The organism is Streptomyces sp. NPDC027663, assembly GCF_055566415.1.
Window position 1 is genome coordinate 1 of record NZ_JBVHSK010000019.1, and the last position, 20099, is coordinate 20099.

A 20099-nucleotide genomic window follows, 5' to 3' on the forward strand; every position below is an offset into this window, starting at 1 on the left:
CGGGTCCCATCGCGCTGCGCGCGATGCAAGCGAACCCCCGTGCTGCGCACGGGGGTTGCGCTCACGCTCCGCGTGAGCGCTGGCGGCTCGCTGCGCTCCCCGTCCAATCCCAGGACTGTGTCCTGGGATTGGACGCTCCCTCCGCTGCGCTCCGGGAGCGGGTCTGCTGCGCAGGCCCAGGGCAGGGCGGCTCTCCGCTGCGCTCCGCAACCGCCGACTCGCGCTGCGCGCGAGAAGAGCGGGCCACGCTTCGCGCGGCCCGCGGCTGGCGGTAGAGGTGGGGGTTAGAGGTCGGGCCTGCTGTGCCTGCGGAGTAGTCCCAGTAGGCCTCACACCTACTCAGGCCAAGCTGGTTGCCCGGCTCTGACGCTCCTACCGCGCTCCGTCTTGCACGCCCCACACTGCGTGTGGGGCTACGGGCAGGGCCGGCAGCCAAGGAGGGGTGCTGGACCTGAGGGCCTCAACCATTGGCGTGGGTCGGGCGAGGGTGACTAGCGCGAGCGCAGTCACAAGGAAAGAGGAGGAAGAGATAGAGCTGAGTGGGACATGACTGCGTGCCATCCGGGTCAACCGCTTTGACCGACGGCACACAGTCATGGGATTCGATTGTCTCAATCGTCCACATACCAGATGGGCGTGCGCTCTTCCGCGTCAGCCGCCCCTTGGCTTCCGGATCTGCGCAACCAGATCCACGCGAATGTCTGCTCGTCGCCGATCTCTGTGCTCAGCTGTTCCTGAGTGATGGTAAAAGTCTTGACTCGATGGAAGGGACTTCCGTCCTGAGGCGCCCGGAATGATTCTGTGGGGGCGTAAGCTGAAATTTGCTCGTCGCCGCCCGAATCGTGCTCCCAGATTTTCACTGAGTCATCGAACGACACTCCCCTGTCTACGGGGTCGAAGTGCGCTGTGTACTCGACGGTGAATCTCCAGGTGTTGTCTTGTTGATGGACTACGTTGGTTATTGCCCTGTCCGTGCCGATGCTAGCCACGACAATGCCTCTCTCGTGTCTTGTTATCCCGCGCCTCTTTCCCCCGTCCACTCCAGCGCAGCACCGTCAGTCCTTGGTCGCAAGTCGAGCCCCTCATGGTTCACTTACCGTTCAATCATAAATATTGTGCAATATGGATCAGTCAATGAACTCTTCCTAAACAAGTGCTCAGGACAGTTGACGAGGCGTCATCGACCGCCCCTGCTCAGGAGTGCACTACCGCAGTGCACCTCGACAGCAATCTGACTCTCATGCCTCCCTATGCCCGAAGCTGGCAGCAGTAAGGGGCGAGGGTCAGATCGTGCCGCCTGATCGTTCACGCTTATCCCACACCTCCTGACCTGAGTGACTGTCATCCGATAGACTGACCGGCGAATTAAGTGAAGTGACAGGCTGCACCAGCTGGACGGGCTGATCTGCTTCATTTTTGATCGCAGATAGACTCTGGACTCGGCTAGCAGTAGTGTCAGAGGGGGTGGACCGATTCTGATCTCCCTCTCCTGCCGCTGGTCCGACGCACGGGCGGGGTATCGGTACGGTTCACCGGTGGCCCATCATGGGTCTCCTACGTGCAGGCTTCCTGTTTCCAGCCGCGTGACGACCCCACTGCGACCCGCGGGAGAAGGCAGATACGCATGGCAATGAAGGAACTCCGTCCCCACCAGCGAGAAGCCGTGGACGCAGTGCTGCGCGCGCTTGAATTGCCTGCACGATCCACCGTGCCTGAGCGCGGGCTCCGCACTCAGGTGATCATGGCGACCGGAACCGGCAAGACCCTCGTGGCCACCCGAAGCACTGAGGAGCTGCGCGCCGGCAGCGTGCTGGTCCTCGTCCCCTCGCTGGACCTGCTCGTCCAGACCGAGGCCGCCTGGCGCAAAGGCGGCCGTACCGGCCCCATGATCGGGGTCTCGTCCTTGCGCGGCCCGGAGGCGTCCTTCCGAACACCACGGACGTGGGCGAGCTGGTCGACTGGGTGCGGCCGCTCGACAAGGTGACCGTCTTCGCCACCTACGCCTCCCTCGGGCTCGGCACGCTGGAGCGCGCCCACCAGGCCGGCCTTCCGGGCTGGGACCTGATCGTGGTCGACGAGGCGCACCGGACGTCGGGGCGGATCGGGAAGCCGTGGGCGGTGGTCCACGACAACACCCGCATCCCCGCCCTGCGCCGTCTCTATATGACCGCCACCCCAAGGTTGTGGCGGCTCGACAACGACGCCGAGCAGGGCGCGCCGGGTGAGCTGGTGGCCTCGATGGAGGACGATCCGCAGGGTCCATTCGGGGCGCGCTGCGAAACCCTCACGCTGTCCGAGGCCATCGACCGGGAATCTGCGCGCCCTACAAGGTGGTGTGCCTGGACATCACCGACACCCACCTCCAAGCCGCCCAGCTCCTGGGCGCTGAAGCCCGCTCGGACCAGGTACGCGGGGCGCGGCTCGCCGCCCTGCAGACCGCGCTGGTGAAAGCCTCAGCGGAAGAGGGCTTCAGGCGCACGCTGGTCTTCCACCACCAGGTGAAGGAAGCCGAAGCGTTCGCAGCCGGCCTCCCCCACATCGCCCAGCAGCTGCACAGAGCCGATCCTCGGCTATACCCGCGCTCCATCTGGGCCGACTGGCTGTGCGGCGACCACCGGGCCGAGCATCGCCGGCGTGTGCTGGGCGAGTTCGCCGACGGCATCGCCACCGACGGCACCGTGGTCGAGAAGAGCTTCCTGGGCTCGGTGAAGGTGCTCGGCGAGGACGTCGACACCCGGGAATGCGACTCCGTCTACTTCGCCGACGTCCGCGGCTCCATGCCCGAGCTCGTCCAAGCCGTCGGCCGGGCACTGCGCATGCAGCCCGGCGAAGGCAAGCTTGCCTCCCTCGTGGTGCCCGTCCTGCTCGGGCCCGGCGAGACAGCAGACAACATGCTCACCGCACGGGCATTCAGCGGGTTGGCGAAGCTGCTGGAAGCACTCAGAGCCCACGACACCCGCATCGTAGAAGCACTCGCCGAACCGCAGGAGGAAGGGGCCCAGAGCGACCGAAGCGACCGGCTCTCGCTGCCGGCCCGAGCCCTGCTGAAGTTCTCCACCCCCCGCAACCCCGCACAACTGGCCGCCTTCATCAACCTCCGCGTCCTCAACCCCGAACACACCCACTGGCGCCGCGGTGTGGAGGCCGCCGTCATCTACGCCCGCGAGCAGGGCGATCTGAGGGTGCCGTTCACGTACCGCGTCCCAGCCGTGAGTGGCGGCCTGGAGGTGGAGGGCGAGGGGTGGCCGGCATCGCTCGCCGCGTTCCCGCTCGGGCAATGGATCGCCGACGCCCGCCGCTTCTACGCCCGCGGCGACATGGACCCCGACCGTGTGGCGCAGCTGGAAGAGTTGGGCATGGTCTGGTCGCGCTACGACATCGCCTGGGACGAAGGACTCGCCGCAGCCCGCGGCTGGGCAGCCGAAAACGGGCACCTCGCAGCACCGACCGACGCCACCCACCAGGGCTATCGTGTAGGGCTATTTCTGAAGAACGCGCGGGCGGCCGCCCGGCGAGCAGCAGTGAACGAACAACGGCAGGCCCAGGGGCTGCCCGCGGCATCGGCGGCCGGGACGCTGTCCGAGGAACGGCGCGAGCAACTGGACGACATCGACCCCGCCTGGTGCCCGGCATGGCCGGTCGACTGGCAACGATGCTTCCACCTCCTCCGCCAGCACCTCGACGCCGGCAGCCCGCTACCCACCACGCTGGGCGAGACCGTGCGCCAGGGCGAAGACCTCGGCCGGTGGGTTAGGGCCCAGCGGCACGGCTGGGACAAACTCACCGGTGCCCAGCAATGGCTGTGCGAACACGTCCTCGACATCCAGCCCGCCACCGAAGACGAAAAACCCCAATCACGGCGCAGCCAAGCCGACAAATGGGCCACCAACTACGCCGCCGCCCGCCAGTACTACGAGCGCGAAGGCCACCTCCGCGTACCCAGGAAGCACATCGAACGGATCACCGTCACTAGCGGGGACGACAGTCGCAACGGCGAGAGTGGCGGGGTGCAGGAGGAACAAGAGATCAAGCTCGGGGCATGGATCGGGAACCAGAGATCCAGAGCCGCGACGCTGTCGCCGGAACGGATCGAACAGCTCTCCGCCATCGGCATGCGCTGGACATAGAGACGTACGGACGGGCAGCGGGGCCGGGCAGGTCTCTAGGGCCTGTCCGATGGGTCCGAAACCGATTCAGTGCCTGTTTCACATTTCCTGACTCGTGTCAGTGGCTCGCGCTCCGCAACGCGGTCGGGGCTGCTGGACCGCTGACGTCACAAAGCCGGCGAGGATTGCGGCCAAAGCCGGGTCACGAGCTGGACGCCGATCCGTCCGCTCCGTACCGGAGGCCGTCGAGGAGCAGGTCGAGGAGGCGTCCGGCCCGTTCGCGCTGGTCGGGAGCGCTGGTGATCAGCCCGATGCCGGCCAGGCTGAAGCCGACATCGAAGGGGTCGATGCCCGGGCGCAGGAGACCGACGTCGGCGCCGGCGTGCAGCAGGGTGCCCAGCGCGGTAGCGAGCTTGTCGAGGGTCTCGGCGAAGGGGTCCGCACCGGATGCGACCGCGGCCCGCAGCGCGTCCGCCATGCCCTGCTTGGCAGCCAGGTAGTCGATGAAGTCGTCCATCCACAGGCGGATCGCCAGGTCGGGCGGGTTGTCGGCCAGCAGCTTCGCGGCGCTGTCGCAGACGCGGGCCAGCTCGTTGCGGTAGGCCGCCTCGACGAGCGCCTCGCGCGTGGGGAAGTGGCGGTAGAGCGTGGCCGAGCCGACGCCCGCGGCCTTGGCGATCGTGTCGATCGCGACGTCCGGGCCTTTCTCGGAGAAGGTGCGTACGGCCGCTTCGAGGATGCGCTCCCGGTTACGGCGGGCATCGGCGCGCAACACACTCGGCTTGGTGGTCAAGGCTGCTCCCTTCTTTGGGGGACCAGTCTAACTGGACAACCGGGGAGTTCCCCGCTTACCGTCATGACTAACCGGGGAACTCCCCGGTTACGGCGTTGACCGTGACGCTCCACGCGCAAGGAATGGCGATCATGACAGCACAGCAGCCCATCGGTTCCGGCTTCGGGGCCCGCAGCACCACGGCCGACGTCCTGGCCGGCCGCGACCTCACCGGAAAGCTCGCAGTCGTGACCGGCGGTAGTTCCGGACTGGGGCTGGAGACCACACGCACCCTGCGGGGCGCTGGCGCGACTGTCGTCGCAGCCGTCCGCCGCCCTGAAGCGGCCGCGGAAGCCTTCACCGCAGTGGATGGGGTCGAGGTGCGCCGTCTCGACCTGGGCGACCAGGCCAGCGTGCACACCTTCGCGGACGAGTTCCTGGCAAGCGGCCGCAGCATCGACATCCTCATCAACAACGCCGGCGTGATGGCCCTGCCCGAGACCCGCCTCGGACCCGGCTGGGAGGCGCAGTTCGCCACCAACCACCTGGGCCACTACACACTCACGAACCGGCTGTGGCCCGCCCTGGCAGCCGACGGCGGCGCGCGCGTGGTCGCGCTCAGCTCTGCCGGACACCGCTATTCACCGATCCGCTGGGACGACGTCATGTTCGCAAACGACTATGACAAGGCCGTCGCCTACGGACAGTCGAAAACCGCGATCGCGCTGTTCGCCGTCCACCTCGACGCGCTCGGCCGCGAGCACCAGGTGCGGGCCTTCGCCGTCGCCCCCGGTGCCGTCATGACCCCGCTCCAGCGGCACATGACCCGCGAGGAGATGATCGCCTTCGGCTGGATCGACGACCAGGGCAACACGGCCCCCAGTTTCAAGACCCCCGAACAGGGTGCCGCTACCCAGGTCTGGGCGGCCGCCTCCCCGCAGCTGGCCCACACCGGCGGCGTCTACCTGAACGACTGCGACATCGCCCCGCTCTCCCAGGACGACGCACCCGGAGTACGGCCCTACGCGGTCGACCCCGAACAGGCCGCACGCCTGTGGACCCTGTCCGCCCAGCTGACCGGCACCAACGCGTTCGCGAACCGGTGACGCGACGGCATAGCGCACTCCCCTCCAAGAAGCCCGCATCTGAAATCTCTGCAAGAAGGGTCACGAAATCATGATGCACACCGATCTGGCCGCCGTCGCGAACGAAGCACAGGCATGGTTCGACAGCTACGTCGAGACGTTCATCGGACTGGCAGCAAAGGGGAGCACCGATCCCGCGCCGCTCCTCGACTACTTCTCGGTGCCGATCAGCATGACCACGGGCACGGCCCACACCGCTCTCACCTCCGCCGAGGCGCTCTCCCAGGGACTCGCACACGAGCTGCGCGCACTGCGCGACGCCGACTACGGGGGCAGCAAGGCCCTCGACCCGGTGGTACGCGTGCTCAACGAGCGGGCAGCGCAAATCGAGGTGACCTGGGCGCGCCAGGACAGCCAGGGGCGGGAGTTCCAGCGTGTCCGTGTGCTCTACCTGGCCGCCCGTACCGACGCGGGATGGCGGACGGTCGCCTCCGTGATCCTGGCCAGCTGACGAAGCACATTGCCCGCGCGGTCGCCCGCGGTGCGCTCGCCAGTCAGCGAGACGACAGGACCCCGCCACAAGATCGCCAACGTGACAGTACGTGCTGATCGATGTCACCTCGATGCTCGTCCCCACGGCTTAGACCGTGTCCTATATGGCGAGTGAGGAGTCGCTTGTAGCAGCAGAGGGCTGCGGCAAGCCCGAGAAACGCCAGGTACTTACGGGGATGGCGCTCGTAGCGCGGGTTCAGCCGGCGGTACCCGGACAGCCAGGAGATGGTCCGTTCGATCACCCACCTACGGCGGCCCAACCGTTCGCTGGACTCGATGCCCTTGCGCGCGATGCGGACACCGATGTGCTTGCCCCGCAGCCATTTCCGCAGGTGGGGGATGTCGTAGGCCTTGTCGGCGTGGAGTCGCCTGGGTTTGAAGTGACGGCCTCGATGCGGGTCGTGTTGCGTTTGGACACCCGCGATCATGGGCTTCAGGCCCTCGCTGTCGTGGACGTTGGCGGCCGAGGCGCCGACGACCAGGGGCAGTCCGTTCGCGTCCGACAGGACGTGCATCTTGGAACCCGGCTTACCTCGGTCCACGGGGCTCGGACCTGTGTGTTCGCCCCGTTTTTAGCCCTGATGTGGGCGGAGTCGAGGACCACGCGGGAGACGTCGACAAGGCCCGCATCATCGAGCTGGTGCAGGACCGCTTCGTGCAGGCGTCCCCAAACACCGGCTCGCGACCAGATCATGAACCGGCGGTGCGCGGTCGACTTCGATATCCCGAAGCACGGCGGCTAGGCCCGCCATGCACACCCGCTGACCAGGACATAGATGATCGCCGCGAAACAGCGTCTCATCAGGCGTGTTCTGCTTCCCGCCGCCCTGCGGCCGCACCCGGTCCTCCGGAATCAGCGGCCTGGCGATCTCCCACAAGCCATCCGGAACAATCCAACTCCACGTACCCCGCCCCATGCCCAGCCCAACGACCAACTGCCATGTAGGACACGGTCTAAGTTCCCCCGCAGTACCGGGAACGCTCACGAAGGGACTCAAAATGGGGCTACTGCGTACCGAAATGTTCACGATCTACGACCACGACCGTGGGGAGGCGGCGCGCTTCGAGCGCGACTGGATCGCCTTCGACCCCTCGGCGGGGTTGGGTCAGGAGACGGCCAAGTCCGGCGCAGGATCCTCCAGCTTTATGATCCGCAAGGGTGCCCCGGTCCTGTGGGTCAAGTGCGTGGACGGCTGGGAGAAGGACGGGGACTGGTGCGGATACCTTCAAGTGGTCTGTGAACACCAAAAGGGCAAGTGGATCGACTAATCAGACGGATGGGTCAAGACCACGGCCAGCAGGGGCGAACCGGTGTGGTTCATCGACAAGGGCGATCATTACGAGCTGTGGTGCTGATCAGGGAAAAGGACTACCTCCGCTTCTGCCTTGGTGCCACCCCGCGGCGCTTCAAAATCCGGGACGCGGTCGATCGCGGACACCGCTGACCGGCGCTTGCCACGGCCGAGCCCAGCCGGATTCAGGCATCGAAAACAGCTTGCGCCGGGCGACGGAGGCTGGCCACCCCGCCCGGTCCGTGCGCGACGAGACGTCCATGCCCACGACAGGCGAGCGGCTGAGCGGGTGACGGAATACACCCTGGGTCAGCAGCCAGGGCAGCTCTGCCACCAGGTCGCGGCGGATTAATGTTCCACGCCGGCGTGGGGCCGGGCTGGGCACCAGCCCAGCGCCGCGCACCCGTCAAGCACGAAGGCACCCAGAGCGTGCTGTGGGGAGCCGACGTCCTCGAACAGCTCAGCGCCGAGGGCCACGTCGCCAACCTCGCCCGCTACATCAAGACCGGCGAGGTCACCACCAAGGACACCGGAGAGTAGAAGCGGTCCAGGGCGCGTTCACGCGCCCCATCCCGAAGACCGCCGGGGCACAGATGCGCTGCCTGGTCCGCCAGCACCAGCGCAGTACCCGGCGCGTGGCCGAGCTGCTCGGCATCAGCCAGCGCACCGTCGAACGGTATGTGAAGAACCAGATCAAAAAGCCCCGGCCGGAGCTCGCCGACCGTCTCGAGCGTGAGGTCCGCGTGCGGTGGCAGCCGCAGATCAAGGCCAAGGCGAAGCAGGCCGCGGCCACCACCGGCGGCATCATGATCGACGTCCGCGCCCGGTTCGGCTACACCGCCGCCCCCGGCAGCACCGACGACGCCCGCGAGCGCCACCTCACCCTCGCCCTCCCGCCCGGCCACGCCGCACGTCTCTTCCAAGCCCAGGAAGCCGGATCCACCGACGACCAACTCCGCCGGATCGCCGCCGAAGCCCTCGGCGAGGTCTACTTCCGCGACAACGGCCGCCGCGCCCACGGCCTCGAAGTCGAACTCACCGACCTCATCGACCTCGAATTCGAGCCGTAACCGGTCAGATCGGCTGGAGGACGGCACGGAAGTCAGGCGCGGAGTGTGGATCATGAACCAGAAGACCCGGCGGGAATAGCTCACGGAACTGCGGGGCCTGCTTCGCGAGCAGAGTCGGTCTACGGCCACGGCCTGAACAACCGCTGATTTGCTCCACGCCCCGGCAGTAACTCCGCACGCCGCGCTCACCTTCCAGCAACGTACGGCTGCCGTGGGTCGCTTCGGTCGCTGATGGCTGCCTCGGCCCGCCTGGCATCGCCACGAGGACGGCACAGGGCACTGTTGCCCGGCCGGTCCGCCGGAGCTGCGTGGTGACCCGGAGTTCCCCAAGGATCGCTTCCGACTCCGCTGTTGCGGGGGAGGACTGCGGACCGGGGTGATAGAGAAAGGCCGGTACGACGATCCTCATCGTCTGCGTCTGATGGACCTGAACCCGGAAAGCAGCAACGATGTTCTTCAATGGCCCCGCATACGTGCGCACCGACGCCACGCTCTTCCCGGCCGGCGTTCCCCTCGAGCAGGAACTGTCGGTCATGCCGGAGGACTTGGCGCGCGCGTTGTTCATCACAGGCAGGGCCCCGTACGACCGAGCCAAGCACGGGAGGTCGTCGACGTACGAGTGGTGCCACAGGGTGGCGATCCTGCCCGCCTATCTCAGCTGGAGCGATGATCCGGTCCGCCGCATCACTCGTACCGACCTCGCCCGCGAGCTCGACCCTTCCGAGAAGGGCATGCTGTCCTACACCCTGGGCCAGGCCATGTGCCAGCTCTTCGCTGAGAGGCAGCTGTCCGTCCAGTTCTTCATGCACGTCGCCCGCTACGCCTCCGCCTACGGTCTCACCTTCGCCCCTGGCCAGAGCCGGGCAGACTTCTTCGGAGAGCGGACCTACGGCGGGTATGTCGTCGCGGAAGCCAAGGGCCGCTCCGGCCCGCTGACAAATGAGCTGCGCGAAGCGATGGAGGAACAGAAGAGGACAATCAAGACCATCAAAGGCAAGGTGCCGGAGATCGCCTACGCGAGCGCGGTGCACTTCTCCTCTCCCCACGGCCCCATGCGCCTGACGGCGATCGACCCGGACGAAGCCACCCCCCGCGCCGTCGACCTCCCCGTCGACCCGGACCTGCACGTGCTGGCCTACTACACACCGTTCCTGGACGTCTTCGCCCATCAGGAACCACTCATGCTGGGCGACTACGTCGTGGCTGGCTTTGCCGCGCTCGGCGTGACACTCGGGGTCCTGGCGCCAGTACTGCAGCGCGTGGAAAGGGCGGCCCGACGCAATGAAACCGAAGGCCTCCGCGACGACATCCTGCGCCTGCTCGCCCGCCACCGGCCTCGCCTGGAGCGCACGCTCTACCGCGACGGCACTCTCTTCGCGGCGGACTGGACGATCCCCGAGGACCGGCGCCGCCCGGGCCGCCGGGACAACGAAGCGCTCCCCGGCTTCCTGCACGAGGCGTTCCGCAGCAGAAACGAGGAGGAGGACTGGCGGGCAGAGCCTGTGGAGGAGGGGGACCTCGACTTGCGGGACCTGCCCGCCGCCAGGGGTTACGTGCCGGGCATCTTCCCCCCGGGCGAACTCCTCCAGGGCTGAGCCGTGGACGGGCCGCCGGGCGCCTGCGCCACACAGGCCTGGCGGCGCTGACGGGATATGACGCCCGCGGGTGGGTCACTGCAGCAGTCGTGGGTGTACTGGCCGTACCGGGTGGCCGTGGGCACTCGCGCTTCCGCGTACCGCGCTCAGACGACGGAGGGGCGCTGGGGATCGACCGGGTCGATCGCCCGCTCGTCGAAGAGGCTCTCGAGCGCCTCAAGGCCCTGTTCGCGTCGGTAGTCCTTCTCGGCCTTGGTGATCGGCAGCAGCCAGAGGATCCGCGCGTGGGCTGTGTCGTCCCATGCGCAGACTTCGAAGTCGGGGCCGTAGGGGTAGGGCAGGCTGATCAGGTAGTGGTCGCAGCGGGAGTCGTCCAGCCACGGCCGGCCGATGGGGACGGTGTGGCCGACATCCAGTCGCTGGTGGCTCGGTCCGCAGTGGTAGTAGGCGTTCATGGAGACGCTCTCCAGGTTCAGCCACTCATCGCGCGGTGCTGCGAGGAAGAACTCCGTCCCGTGACCGTCCTGCTGGGTCGCAGCCCAGCAGCCGGACGTCACATACACCCACCAGCCGCCCGGACTGTTCGGGTGCACCCGGAACACGCGAAAGTCGGGCACGCGCTCTGCGATCGGGCCTTCGGCTCCCGGGAGTTCATCGATGACCTGGCTGGGGAAGTGCCGGCGCAGGTGCTCACGCAGGGCTGCTCGTGCTGCAAGGGCGGCGTCAACGGGCATGACCCGATCATGGCAGCACCGCACCCCATCCAGCAGGCAGGGCGCCCACGCCGCGATTCGGGTGCGGGAGGAGCTCGTTTGTACGGGCGGGCACACCCGGGCTGCCTCGCGGACGAACGCGACTCGGCCGACCGCCACACCCCTCACCACCGCGCTGTGTCCCCCCAGGCCTGGAGTGGCTTCGTTCAAGGGCAGCGTTGTCCGCCCAGTTGAGCAGCAATCGCGGATCCTGAGGCCCGTGAATGTTCACGCGAAATAGCGGCGCAAGCGACGCGCGGTGCGTCACTGCCCGGCGGGTGCTCGGATCAGTCCGATTCCGACCGTGGCCAGCATCTGGCCGAGGAGGTGGAGGGCTCGTGGCCGGGTTGGCACTGCGCGCGCTGTTCCCTTCCAGTAGGCGTCAGTGAGCATCTCCGTCGCCGTGAGGATCTGGTCGTCCCTCTGGGTGGCCAGGATGAGGACGAACCGCACGTAATCACCGATGCCGGTGCCAGGGGTGTGCTGGTGGGTGAAGGTTCGCAGGCGCGGCGCCAAGGCGGGCAGGGTGCGGTCAGTCGGGAAGACCACGGCGAGTCCGGCGAGGGCGAGGCGAACCGCTGGGCATTCGGCCGACCAGCGGGCCAGCAGAGCTGGAACCTGAGCCTGGACCGTGCTGCGGGCCCGGGCCTCGCTGTCGGGATCGGCATGCTGCGGGGCGGCCGGCCAGCTCTCGGCTAGATGGCGCTCGGCGACAGTGGCAGCCCTGAACAGCAGGTCGACGGCTTGGAACCGGTGCCGGGCGGGAATGCGGTCGTCGACTGCGAGGGCCGTGACCAGGGCGAGGCCGTCAGCGGTGGCCGGCTGGCAGGTGTCCTGGTGAAGGATCTCGCTGTAGAAGTCGTCGAGGAAGCTTAGGTCGTCCCAGCAAGGGTCGGTCTCGGCGTCGAAGAGCATCACCGCCTGGGGCGGCCTGGGGCCCGGCAGGCGGTCGGCGATGACGTTCCGGAACAGCTGCCGGATCGGCGGACCAGCAGCGATCGTGGTGTGCCGGGTCTGCTCGGGTTCGGCGTTCGTATCCATGGCCAGCGCAGCCTACTTGGAGCGTCTCGGGCCGACGGCCCGGCGCCTGGATGGCGGGTAGTCGGCCCTGAGTCCGTCGCGATCAGCCGGGGGCGGAGGGTTGTGGGGCTCGGGACGTCGGGGGCCCGGGCCTCACGGCGCCAGGCAGGCCTGGCACATCGGCCACGCCAGCGTACGGCCCGCGCCGGGGCGCCTCGTGCGCCTGGCGGAGATGATCGGCCCGCCGGCGGCCTCCGCGGGGAGGAACGCGATGGTGTCGTCCCGCAGGACTCCAGCGGCAAGGGCCGCCGGCGGCAGCCCCGCTGTGACGACGCGCCGTGCGTCTGCCGCAAAGAGTGCCTGGCGAAGCCGTGGCCGCACAGAATTCCCCCCACGCGCACGATGCTCGGGCTGGTGAGATGTCGCCGGGGAGGGAAAGCGATGGTGGGTGAAGACGATGTTCCGTGTCCGCCGTACGGCCGCCAGGGGCCAGGCGGCTCGCCGTGGGACGCGAGCGCCGCACGGCACCGGGCACCCACGTGCCGCCGGGTGCGCCGCCCGCGCCCGGCCCCCGAGCGCAGACAGGAGAGAGCGAGTGAGCGCCATACCTCAGGGCCGCGACTGGACCCGTATGCAGCGCGCCGACTTCGACGACTGCGCCCCGCTCGACCTGGTCGACGCGGCCGTGTGTCGTCCGGTGCCCGCCGTGCCCGACGAGTGCGGGACCCAAGCACTGTTCGGGAAGGACCCGGAGCCCCCGCGGCCCCGCCGCCCCCACACGCCGGCCCCGCCACCCACCGAGGACTCCGGGAACACGGACACCCTGTTCTAAAACCGACACGTCACGCCCGTAGGGTCCGGGCATGACCGACCCCGTCCCGCTCACCGTGCTCCGGCACGGCCGGGACGAGGACTTCGCCAAAGCCATGGACGACGCGCGAGAATCCGCCCGACAAGCCACCCAGAGGCCAAGGTGGTCAAGACATAGCTCTACGGTGCGCGCCGGGGAACTGGACTCTGCACGGCAGGCGTTGTGAGGATCTGCGCGCGGCAGGCCAGCCGATGTCCCTAGGATGCGGGGGCGGGGTTGTGCCGGCCCGCCGCCGGTAGAGCCCCGCAACCTCACACTCCCCCTCCCCGGTCCGGTCGGTGCTCCTACGGGCGCGGTCCCTGCCGTGGTGGAGCGGCCGGGGTCAGGGGCTGCTGGCCGCTCGGCCTGGATGCCTGCTGTGCCGGCGCTCCGATGGTGTCGCGGTGGGCGAGGGCTTCGGCTGCCTGTCTGAGGCGTTGCTCCGTGGCGGCCTGAAGCTCGGTGGCCTTGGCCTGCACGGCTCGCGGCGCTGTCGCCGCCGTTCCAGGACGCGTAGTTGTCGACGTCGCGGTAGCCGTGGGGGACGAACGGGCCCAGGACCGGGGAGGTGGCCAGGTAGGCGACCGGTGCATCCCGAACGCCGGTCAGGGGCCAGTCCCGCACCAGCAGCAGACGCGCTGCGGTGGCGGCCGACTCGGCCTCGAAGTCCTCCTCCAGGCGGGCGCACAGCGCCCTCACCGCCTCCGGCCACCACACGGCCAGCTCGGCGTCCGCCCAGGCGGCCGGGCTGGCGTGCGCGCTGCCCGCGGTGCGCGGCGGTGTGAGCAGCCGGGTGACGTCGACGACGCGGGCACCGGCCAGTTCCTCGGCGGCGGCCGCATACGCCAGGTCCGCGGCCTCGGCTCGGGAGCGCCCACGCGAGCGTGCGGCCAACCACACCCCGCACACCAGCGCACCCGCGTCCAGCTCCGGCGGCGCCCCGTACATCCAATCGCATGCCCGGGTGCGGGCCACCTTGCCGACCGCGGCGCTGACCTCGTCCAGGCCCTGGCGCTGGGGGGGGAGCCAGCCGAGCGGCGCACCGCGTCCCGGGCCCCGTTGTAGGTCTCGACCTCGGGGCAGTTGGCGGCGTAGGCGTTCAGGAAGGCTTGGTGGTCGGCGGCGAGCTGCTGCCAGGCGTCGGCGAGCGTGTCGGCGTCCCCGGCGAGCGCGGCATCGGCGCGGGCCTGCTGAAGCCATTGCTCGACCTGCTCGTCGTAGTTCCACGTGCCGCCGTCCGACCTGCGCCGCTACAGCGGCGCCTGCCGGCACTCCTCGAACACGCCGGGATCGATGCCGGGGTGTGGCCCGCCTTCACGCGGCTCGTGCGCACCGTCTCCGGCAAGACGGTCGAGTACGGCGGCCAGAGTCCCGCGCACGGCAACGGGCTGCTCGCACACAGCAGGCCCCATCCGGGCCGGGAGTTCCGGCTCGCCGGTGTGGTGTGCCCCGATCCTGAAGCACTCACCCGGTGGCCGGCCGAGCTGACGATCCTGGTACCCAGTCCGACCTGGCTCGCCCGCGTCCAGGCCGCCGCCCGCAGCCCGCTGAAAGTCGCAGTGCTGAACCCGACCACCAAGCGCTGCACCTTCCTGGTTAGGGGATCGCGTGTCACGTCGTCAGCCGAGGCTGCCGGCGAACTCTCCGTTCTCGGCTTCCTTGGCGGTCAGCTGCAGGGTGCCGCGGTGGGAGACCTCGACCTTGTAGAACTTCTCACCGGTGGGCACGTCGGGGACGCTGACCTTGAACGTGCAGGTGCCCAGGTCCTCGCTGGACTTACCGAGCCCTCCGGTGGCGACGACGTCACCTGAGGCCCCGTACACGGTGACGGAGGTGCCCTCGGCTATGTCGTCGTAGCCGCTGTCGAGCCTTCCCCGGCAGCCGCCGTTGCCGTCGGGGGTGACGGAGTCGGTGAGCTCGAACGAGCCCTTGAGCGTGAACGTGGAAGGGTCGCTGGGCCCGCTGTTAGCGGTAATGGCCCAGATGCCGCCCACGAGTCCGACGCCCACGGCGAGACCGATGAGGCCGGCGACGATGGGAGTCAGTGGCTTCTTGGCTGGCGCCGGGGCGGCGGGTGGTTCGGCGGGCAGCGGCGGGATGGCTGGCTGCTCGGGTGTTTCGCTCGTCATGGTCCCCCCATGGTTGTGCGGAAACGGGATGCTATCGCTGGATGATGTTGCTGGGACCCGGTCGATTGGGGATTCACCGATTCGAGATGCTCGGGTGCTACAGGCCACGTTCGTCGGCGAGTTCGGCGGCCCGGCCGAGTGCGAGGAGCACGGGCCGCGGGCTTGCCTGGGCGTCGTTCCACGAGGGCACGGTCTCCCCGCCGAACTCCCGCTGCACGACCTCGAGCAGCAGCGCGCACGCGTCGTCGGCCTGGTCCCGGCTGTCGGCCGATACGGATGGCGCCGATGGCGCAGCGTCGGCCGTCCTCCCGGAGCGCTCCGCGCGTCCAGCCGTCGGTCTCGATGCGGAGCCGGGCCATCGACGGCGAGCGCGGCGAGGGCGAGACGTTCGTCCATGGGGCGGGAGGCGAGGGCGAGACGGTCGTCGACAATGAGGGCGACCGGCTCGGCCGGGGCGAGCGCGGTGGCGGTCATCGCTTGGCCTTGCCGTCACCGCGGCATTCGGGGCAGCGCACGGTGCACTGGACGCCGCCGAAGGCGGTGTAGTTGGTGCCCTTGCCGCTGCAGTGCCAGCACAGGCCACGGGCCAGCGAGGCGTCCTGAGGGGCGAAAATCAACCCTCTCCCAGGGCCCGTACCTTGGGAGGGCAGGACCGTTCCCAGGCAGAGCGGCCGCGCTCTCTGGGGTGCGGGAGGAGATCGGGGGTGCCCGCGGGCGGGAGGCGCGGGGGGGGGGGGAGGGTTGCAGGGCCCGGGCCGCTACGGGGCCCGGGTCCCACGGTGCCAGACAGGGCCTGGCGCATCGGCGCAACCCAGCCTACGGCCCCGCGCCAGGGGCTGCCGCGTGCGGCTGGCGGGGAAAGGGGGTGGTCCCGCGCGGCGTGCGAACGGGGCGCGGGACCACCAAGCCCCGGCCGTCCTGTCGAACCGGGCAGTCAAAACCGCACGGAACTACCGCATCTTTCGCACGTGTAGCGGTCCGTTCGCGTGGGCGGGGCGAGCGGCTGGCCGGTGGCGGGGAGCCGCAGGTGCAAGGGGGGCGGCGTCCCGTACGGCTTGTACGGTCCGGGCAAGGAAGCTGCGGATGTCTCGTGCGACCGTGAGGCCGGCACTCCACATGCGTGTGCGGGTTCGCGGCCACGGGCCCGCACGGCATGGGCTCAGCAGGCCAGTTGGCATGCCCGGGGGCGGCGACGACACGCAGTCACGCGGAGGGGATTGGCTCCTGCGCCCTGGCGAGGGCGCAGATGAGGGCGGCACCCTGAGGCGCCGCCCGCAGCACGAGGGCGGCGCCTTCGTTCAGCGGCGGCCCGTGAGGAACACGGAACGCAGCTTCAGACGGTCCGAGGCGGGGTTCCCGTGCGGACGCAGCGTCCAGGAATCACCGGTGCAGTCCGGCCCGGTGAACACCATCACCCACTCATCGGTGTCGTTGTGCGGGGCGAACGCGGGCTCCGAGGATCCCGGGTCCGCGACCTCGGGCAGGACGACGCAGCCAGGGCTGGACGGATCGTGGAGCGTGACCGACTGCGGATGTCCGTCTGGGCCCGCAAACCGCTCGACCTCAGCCGCGGAGCCCGGAGGGCCTCATCCGATGACGGATTTCTCGGTCTCGGCGTCCTAGGGCTGCTCGTGTCGTTTCTCGTCTTCACGCCGCTGGCGCTCGTTTTCAGCATCATCGCCAGCATCCAGGTCGCCCGACGGGGCCAGCGCGGCATGGGCCTGGCCGTCACGGGATTCCTCCTCGCGCTGCCAGGATGGCTGATCACCGCTTTCCTGTTGTGGTGATCCCGCTCTCCCTGCCGATGGAACGGATCGCTCGGGTGGTCTTGGCGATGTTGTCCGCGGTTCGGTCTCCACCGGGACATCGTTCGCCTTCACCGTCATGCGGTGCGGGGTTACCGCCCCGCCGTACTCAGGGCACAGTCTCCCGCCGGCAGCAGGGCGGCCTGCTGCACCGGACCGAGGTGTCGGACGAGAGGAAACAGTTCAGCGCCCAAGGCTTTGACCTGGGCACTGAACTCTTCTCTGCGCAGCTGGAATCGAGGATCTGCGCACTGATCTGTTCAGTGCGCAGACGCCCGACGGTGCGGCTACTTGGGGCGTTCGTAACCGACGAAGAGGTCGTGGGTTCAAATCCCGCCACCCCGACAGCCGAAACAGCAGATCAGGCAGGCACTGGATTCAGCACCTGCCTGATCTGTTTCTGTCCGCGTGTCTATCCCCGCCTGCCACGCAAGCGGCTTGACTCCGTCATTGAGACTCGCTCCGCTCCCCGCGCGCGGCCCGGCCCTCGGCCGGGCCTGCGCTCATGTCTCCGCCCCGCTTCAGTCCGGCCGGCGCCCGTGCCGCTGCGACTCCATGGTCTCCATGATGCAGCGAGCCCCGCCGCTGCGGGGTGCGCGGCGAGGCCTGCAGATGGTGGTCGGCGTCGTGCGACGTCAGCGATCAGAAGTCAGTTCGGGACGCTTTGATGGTCTTGCACTCGAGCTTCTTGGCGTCCTTGATCTCGTCCGCGTTCACCAGCGCACCAGCGTTCTTGTCAGTGAACTTCTGGCCCGGGGCGAGGTTCTCGGCGGTTGACATGAAGTCGTCGACCTTCTTGCCGTCGACCAGGACCTCGCCCTCTACGAAGTACGAGTATCGGCGGTCGCCGTTGTTGGCGTAGTCGACGTGGATGGCCATCTCCTTGATGCCGAAGTCGCCGGTGACCACGTCGCACTTAGTGACCTTGAAGTCCTTCATGACCTTGGACTCCTTGGCGCCGCCGGTCTTGGACTTGCCGTCGCCGACGGTGGTGGAGTCGTACGACTTGTCGAGCTCCTTACTGGCCTTGTCGACGGCGGAGAAGAACAGGGCGTTCATGGCAAAGAACATGATGATCGCTACGGCCGACGTGACGAGGCCGGTGATGCCGGCGCCCTTGCCCTTGCGGACCTTGCCCGCCTTGGAGAGGCCGATGGCGCCGAAGATGATGCCAAGGATCGCGAGCGGCCAGACGACGACGTTGAGGACAGGGATGAAGCTGACTACGACGGCGATGATGCCGAGGACGAGTGCGGTGGTGGCCAGGCCGTTGCTGCCGGGCTGCTGAGGCTGGGGGTACTGCTGCTGGCTCATGGTGCTCCCCACGGGTTTGCTGCTGTGTTTGCGCGTGGGTGACCGGTGAAGGACCTGTGTGGTTGCCGCGACGGTACGGAAAGTGATTAGTTCGTGATTGAACTTTCCTGATAGGCAAAAAATTTGGTGTGCAGGGCGCGGCTGTGGTGTTTTTGTAGGTCATCGGCGGTGACGGCGGGATCGGGCAGGGGCCTCACCTCGGCGTCCGACCGCGATGCGCCACGCGGCTCCACCGTCGTCACCCGCAGTGCGGTGTGATGCTTCGCGTTGAGGAAAACGAGTCGTCCTGGTTGCCCGACACAACGTGTGTGGGCGTCGATGCGCGGCGGCGTGGACAGCACGCCGCACTGCCGCGGTCCGCGAAGTCCACCGATCGGCCGCACCCGCGGCAACATCCGTCCGAGCGTTCGTGCAACCACTCGACACAGCACGCCCGATCGAACGATTTCCGCCATGCGGCGCTACTGAACAGATGCCTGCGCACTTGACCTTCTGAAGCGCAGCTGAACCTTCGACTGTCGCTGAACAGTTCGCCTGACAGCGGCACCAGAATCACTCGGAAACGGCCCGCAACGACGTAGGCAGGTAGAAACGTCCAGAGATGTACCTTATGGCGCTGAACGGTTCACCGCGCTGCTGAACTACATGCTGAACTCTTTGCTGCGCTGCTGAACTCTTTCGTGCTGTTCAACACGAGGGCGTGGGTGAAGGTGTGGGTGGTGGTCCAGGCGGCGCCGTAGGCAGCCTTGTAGGCGCGCTGGCTGGGGTCGGCGGTGGTGCGGCCCAAGGTCGAGCGCCGTGCATCCGTCGGCCGTCAGGTCCGCACACAGCAGGTGCCGCAGGGCATGCCCTGCGGCCAGTTCACGGCAGGCCGGGTCCATCGCGGTCAGCACCGAGTACACGCGCGGCCCTCGTCGAAGGCACAACTGGGCGGCGACGGGCCGGCCGTCCAGGGTGAGCGTGGCGATGAAGGCCGCGCCGGCGCACTGGGCGAGCACCTGCCGCCAGGGCAGGGCCAGGTCGGCTGTCCCGGCGGTGCGCTGCCGGGAGGCGTTGCGACGGTGGTGCAGGGTTGCCAGCGTCTCGAAGGCGGCCAGAAGCTCGGGCCGGCCGTGGCTGCGGTGGTAGGCGACGCGGTCGCCGAGGAGGTCGAGGGTCCGTCTTCGCCGGGTGTGGTCCCGGCGCGTCGACCGGGACAGGCCCGCCAGATCCACCGGCAGGGGGACGGTGGCGTACAGGGTCTCCGCGTCCGGCAGGCCCCACCACGTCTGCGCCTGTCGGGCGAGGAGGGAGTCTTCCGGCAGGTCGGCCGCGACGACGGTGTCGGCGAGCGCAGGAAGGCCCGCAACGAGGACGCTCACCGCCTCGTCGCATCCGCCGACCGGCCGGACCTGCTCGCTCGCGGGCCAGGCCAGGCCAGGCCAGCGGCATGATCCGCGTGCGGCCGCCACCCGCGGTCTCCCGGGCCAGCGCCAGGGCGGCGACGGGGCGCTCACCCTCGACCACCGCAAGGACCAGCGGCTCGCGGGAAGGGGGCAGGTGCCGGGCCCAGCCGCCCAGCCACGACGGATCCTGGTACGCCGGCGCGGCGCTGTCCTGCTCGTACAGGCCGGGCCAGACCCGCGTCAGGAAGTCCAGCGCCGCCGCCCCGCTGTACTCGCGGCTGCACAGGCGGTCGAGGGTGCGCATCTCGCCATGCTGTGACCTCATACAAGCCAGGACACCCGCTCGGGAAGTCAGCCAGACCCGCGCGTCCG

Annotated in this window: 18 protein-coding genes and 3 pseudogenes; 11 read left to right on the forward strand and 10 right to left on the reverse strand. The window is 68.7% G+C overall.

Features of this window, described 5'->3' with window-relative positions:
• Nucleotides 1–611 precede the first annotated feature (611 nt).
• Entirely contained in the window at nt 612–989 is a 378-nt protein-coding gene (locus ACZ4SF_RS33400) for a hypothetical protein (protein ID WP_468392041.1), read from the reverse strand.
• 641 nt (nt 990–1630) lie between these two features.
• Between ACZ4SF_RS33400 and ACZ4SF_RS33405 the strand changes: the two genes are divergently transcribed.
• Genes ACZ4SF_RS33405 through ACZ4SF_RS33415 form a run of 3 tightly spaced genes read left to right on the forward strand, consistent with a single transcriptional unit; the run spans nt 1631 to nt 4127 of the window.
• Nucleotides 1631–1984 (forward strand): DEAD/DEAH box helicase family protein, encoded by a 354-nt coding sequence (locus tag ACZ4SF_RS33405; protein ID WP_468392247.1) that lies wholly within the window; start codon nt 1631–1633, stop codon nt 1982–1984.
• A complete protein-coding gene (locus tag ACZ4SF_RS33410) occupies nt 1942–2448 on the forward strand; it encodes a DEAD/DEAH box helicase family protein (RefSeq protein ID WP_468392043.1) in 507 nt (168 codons plus the stop codon). Before ACZ4SF_RS33405 ends, ACZ4SF_RS33410 begins: the two co-directional genes overlap by 43 nt.
• The gene (locus tag ACZ4SF_RS33415) at nt 2334–4127 is read left to right on the forward strand and encodes a helicase associated domain-containing protein (protein ID WP_468392045.1); all 1794 of its coding nucleotides are present in this window, start codon (nt 2334–2336) and stop codon (nt 4125–4127) included. The genes ACZ4SF_RS33410 and ACZ4SF_RS33415 overlap by 115 nt, the downstream gene beginning before the upstream one ends.
• A gap of 181 nt (nt 4128–4308) precedes the next feature.
• On the opposite strand, the gene ACZ4SF_RS33420 is transcribed toward ACZ4SF_RS33415, so the two are convergent.
• On the reverse strand, nt 4309–4899 hold the full coding sequence (locus ACZ4SF_RS33420; RefSeq protein ID WP_468392047.1) for a TetR/AcrR family transcriptional regulator: 591 nt from the start codon (nt 4897–4899) through the stop codon (nt 4309–4311).
• A gap of 128 nt (nt 4900–5027) precedes the next feature.
• Between ACZ4SF_RS33420 and ACZ4SF_RS33425 the strand changes: the two genes are divergently transcribed.
• A complete protein-coding gene (locus tag ACZ4SF_RS33425; protein ID WP_468392249.1) occupies nt 5028–5984 on the forward strand; it encodes an SDR family NAD(P)-dependent oxidoreductase in 957 nt (318 codons plus the stop codon).
• 70 nt (nt 5985–6054) lie between these two features.
• A complete protein-coding gene (locus tag ACZ4SF_RS33430; RefSeq protein WP_468392049.1) occupies nt 6055–6474 on the forward strand; it encodes a DUF6841 family protein in 420 nt (139 codons plus the stop codon).
• A gap of 154 nt (nt 6475–6628) precedes the next feature.
• Here ACZ4SF_RS33430 and ACZ4SF_RS33435 read toward each other — a convergent pair.
• Nucleotides 6629–7432 (reverse strand): annotated as a pseudogene (locus ACZ4SF_RS33435) (IS5 family transposase); the annotation flags it as partial.
• Between the two features lie 82 nt (nt 7433–7514).
• Here ACZ4SF_RS33435 and ACZ4SF_RS33440 point away from each other — a divergent pair.
• The 4 genes and pseudogenes from ACZ4SF_RS33440 to ACZ4SF_RS33455 all read left to right on the forward strand — a co-directional run bounded on the left by ACZ4SF_RS33440 (nt 7515) and on the right by ACZ4SF_RS33455 (nt 10472).
• Nucleotides 7515–7784 (forward strand): hypothetical protein, encoded by a 270-nt coding sequence (locus ACZ4SF_RS33440; protein WP_468392051.1) that lies wholly within the window; start codon nt 7515–7517, stop codon nt 7782–7784.
• A 377-nt stretch (nt 7785–8161) separates the two neighbouring features.
• Nucleotides 8162–8347, forward strand: a pseudogene (locus ACZ4SF_RS33445) (hypothetical protein); the annotation flags it as partial.
• 2 nt (nt 8348–8349) lie between these two features.
• Nucleotides 8350–8877 (forward strand): annotated as a pseudogene (gene tpg / locus ACZ4SF_RS33450) (telomere-protecting terminal protein Tpg); the annotation flags it as partial.
• 449 nt (nt 8878–9326) lie between these two features.
• On the forward strand, nt 9327–10472 hold the full coding sequence (locus ACZ4SF_RS33455; RefSeq protein ID WP_468392053.1) for a hypothetical protein: 1146 nt from the start codon (nt 9327–9329) through the stop codon (nt 10470–10472).
• A gap of 146 nt (nt 10473–10618) precedes the next feature.
• On the opposite strand, the gene ACZ4SF_RS33460 is transcribed toward ACZ4SF_RS33455, so the two are convergent.
• The gene (locus ACZ4SF_RS33460; RefSeq protein WP_468392055.1) at nt 10619–11206 is read right to left on the reverse strand and encodes a suppressor of fused domain protein; all 588 of its coding nucleotides are present in this window, start codon (nt 11204–11206) and stop codon (nt 10619–10621) included.
• A 282-nt stretch (nt 11207–11488) separates the two neighbouring features.
• Nucleotides 11489–12265 carry a hypothetical protein gene (locus ACZ4SF_RS33465; RefSeq protein ID WP_468392057.1) on the reverse strand — a complete coding sequence of 259 codons (777 nt, stop codon included), beginning with the start codon at nt 12263–12265 and terminating at the stop codon, nt 11489–11491.
• Between the two features lie 574 nt (nt 12266–12839).
• Between ACZ4SF_RS33465 and ACZ4SF_RS33470 the strand changes: the two genes are divergently transcribed.
• Nucleotides 12840–13076, forward strand: coding sequence for a hypothetical protein (locus ACZ4SF_RS33470; RefSeq protein ID WP_468392059.1), 237 nt, complete (start codon nt 12840–12842; stop codon nt 13074–13076).
• Nucleotides 13077–14713: 1637 nt separating this feature from the next.
• Here ACZ4SF_RS33470 and ACZ4SF_RS33475 read toward each other — a convergent pair.
• A complete protein-coding gene (locus ACZ4SF_RS33475) occupies nt 14714–15223 on the reverse strand; it encodes a hypothetical protein (RefSeq protein ID WP_468392061.1) in 510 nt (169 codons plus the stop codon).
• Between the two features lie 470 nt (nt 15224–15693).
• Nucleotides 15694–15840, reverse strand: coding sequence for a hypothetical protein (locus tag ACZ4SF_RS33480; RefSeq protein ID WP_468392063.1), 147 nt, complete (start codon nt 15838–15840; stop codon nt 15694–15696).
• 915 nt (nt 15841–16755) lie between these two features.
• Here ACZ4SF_RS33480 and ACZ4SF_RS33485 point away from each other — a divergent pair.
• Entirely contained in the window at nt 16756–17010 is a 255-nt protein-coding gene (locus ACZ4SF_RS33485; RefSeq protein WP_468392065.1) for a hypothetical protein, read from the forward strand.
• Between the two features lie 660 nt (nt 17011–17670).
• Here the strand turns inward: ACZ4SF_RS33485 and ACZ4SF_RS33490 are convergent.
• From ACZ4SF_RS33490 to ACZ4SF_RS33500, 3 genes are all read right to left on the reverse strand, one after another.
• Entirely contained in the window at nt 17671–18342 is a 672-nt protein-coding gene (locus ACZ4SF_RS33490; RefSeq protein WP_468392066.1) for a DUF4190 domain-containing protein, read from the reverse strand.
• Nucleotides 18343–18428: 86 nt separating this feature from the next.
• A complete protein-coding gene (locus ACZ4SF_RS33495) occupies nt 18429–18797 on the reverse strand; it encodes a hypothetical protein (RefSeq protein ID WP_468392068.1) in 369 nt (122 codons plus the stop codon).
• 186 nt (nt 18798–18983) lie between these two features.
• The gene (locus ACZ4SF_RS33500; protein WP_468392070.1) at nt 18984–19703 is read right to left on the reverse strand and encodes a GNAT family N-acetyltransferase; all 720 of its coding nucleotides are present in this window, start codon (nt 19701–19703) and stop codon (nt 18984–18986) included.
• Between the last annotated feature and the right edge of the window lie 396 nt (nt 19704–20099).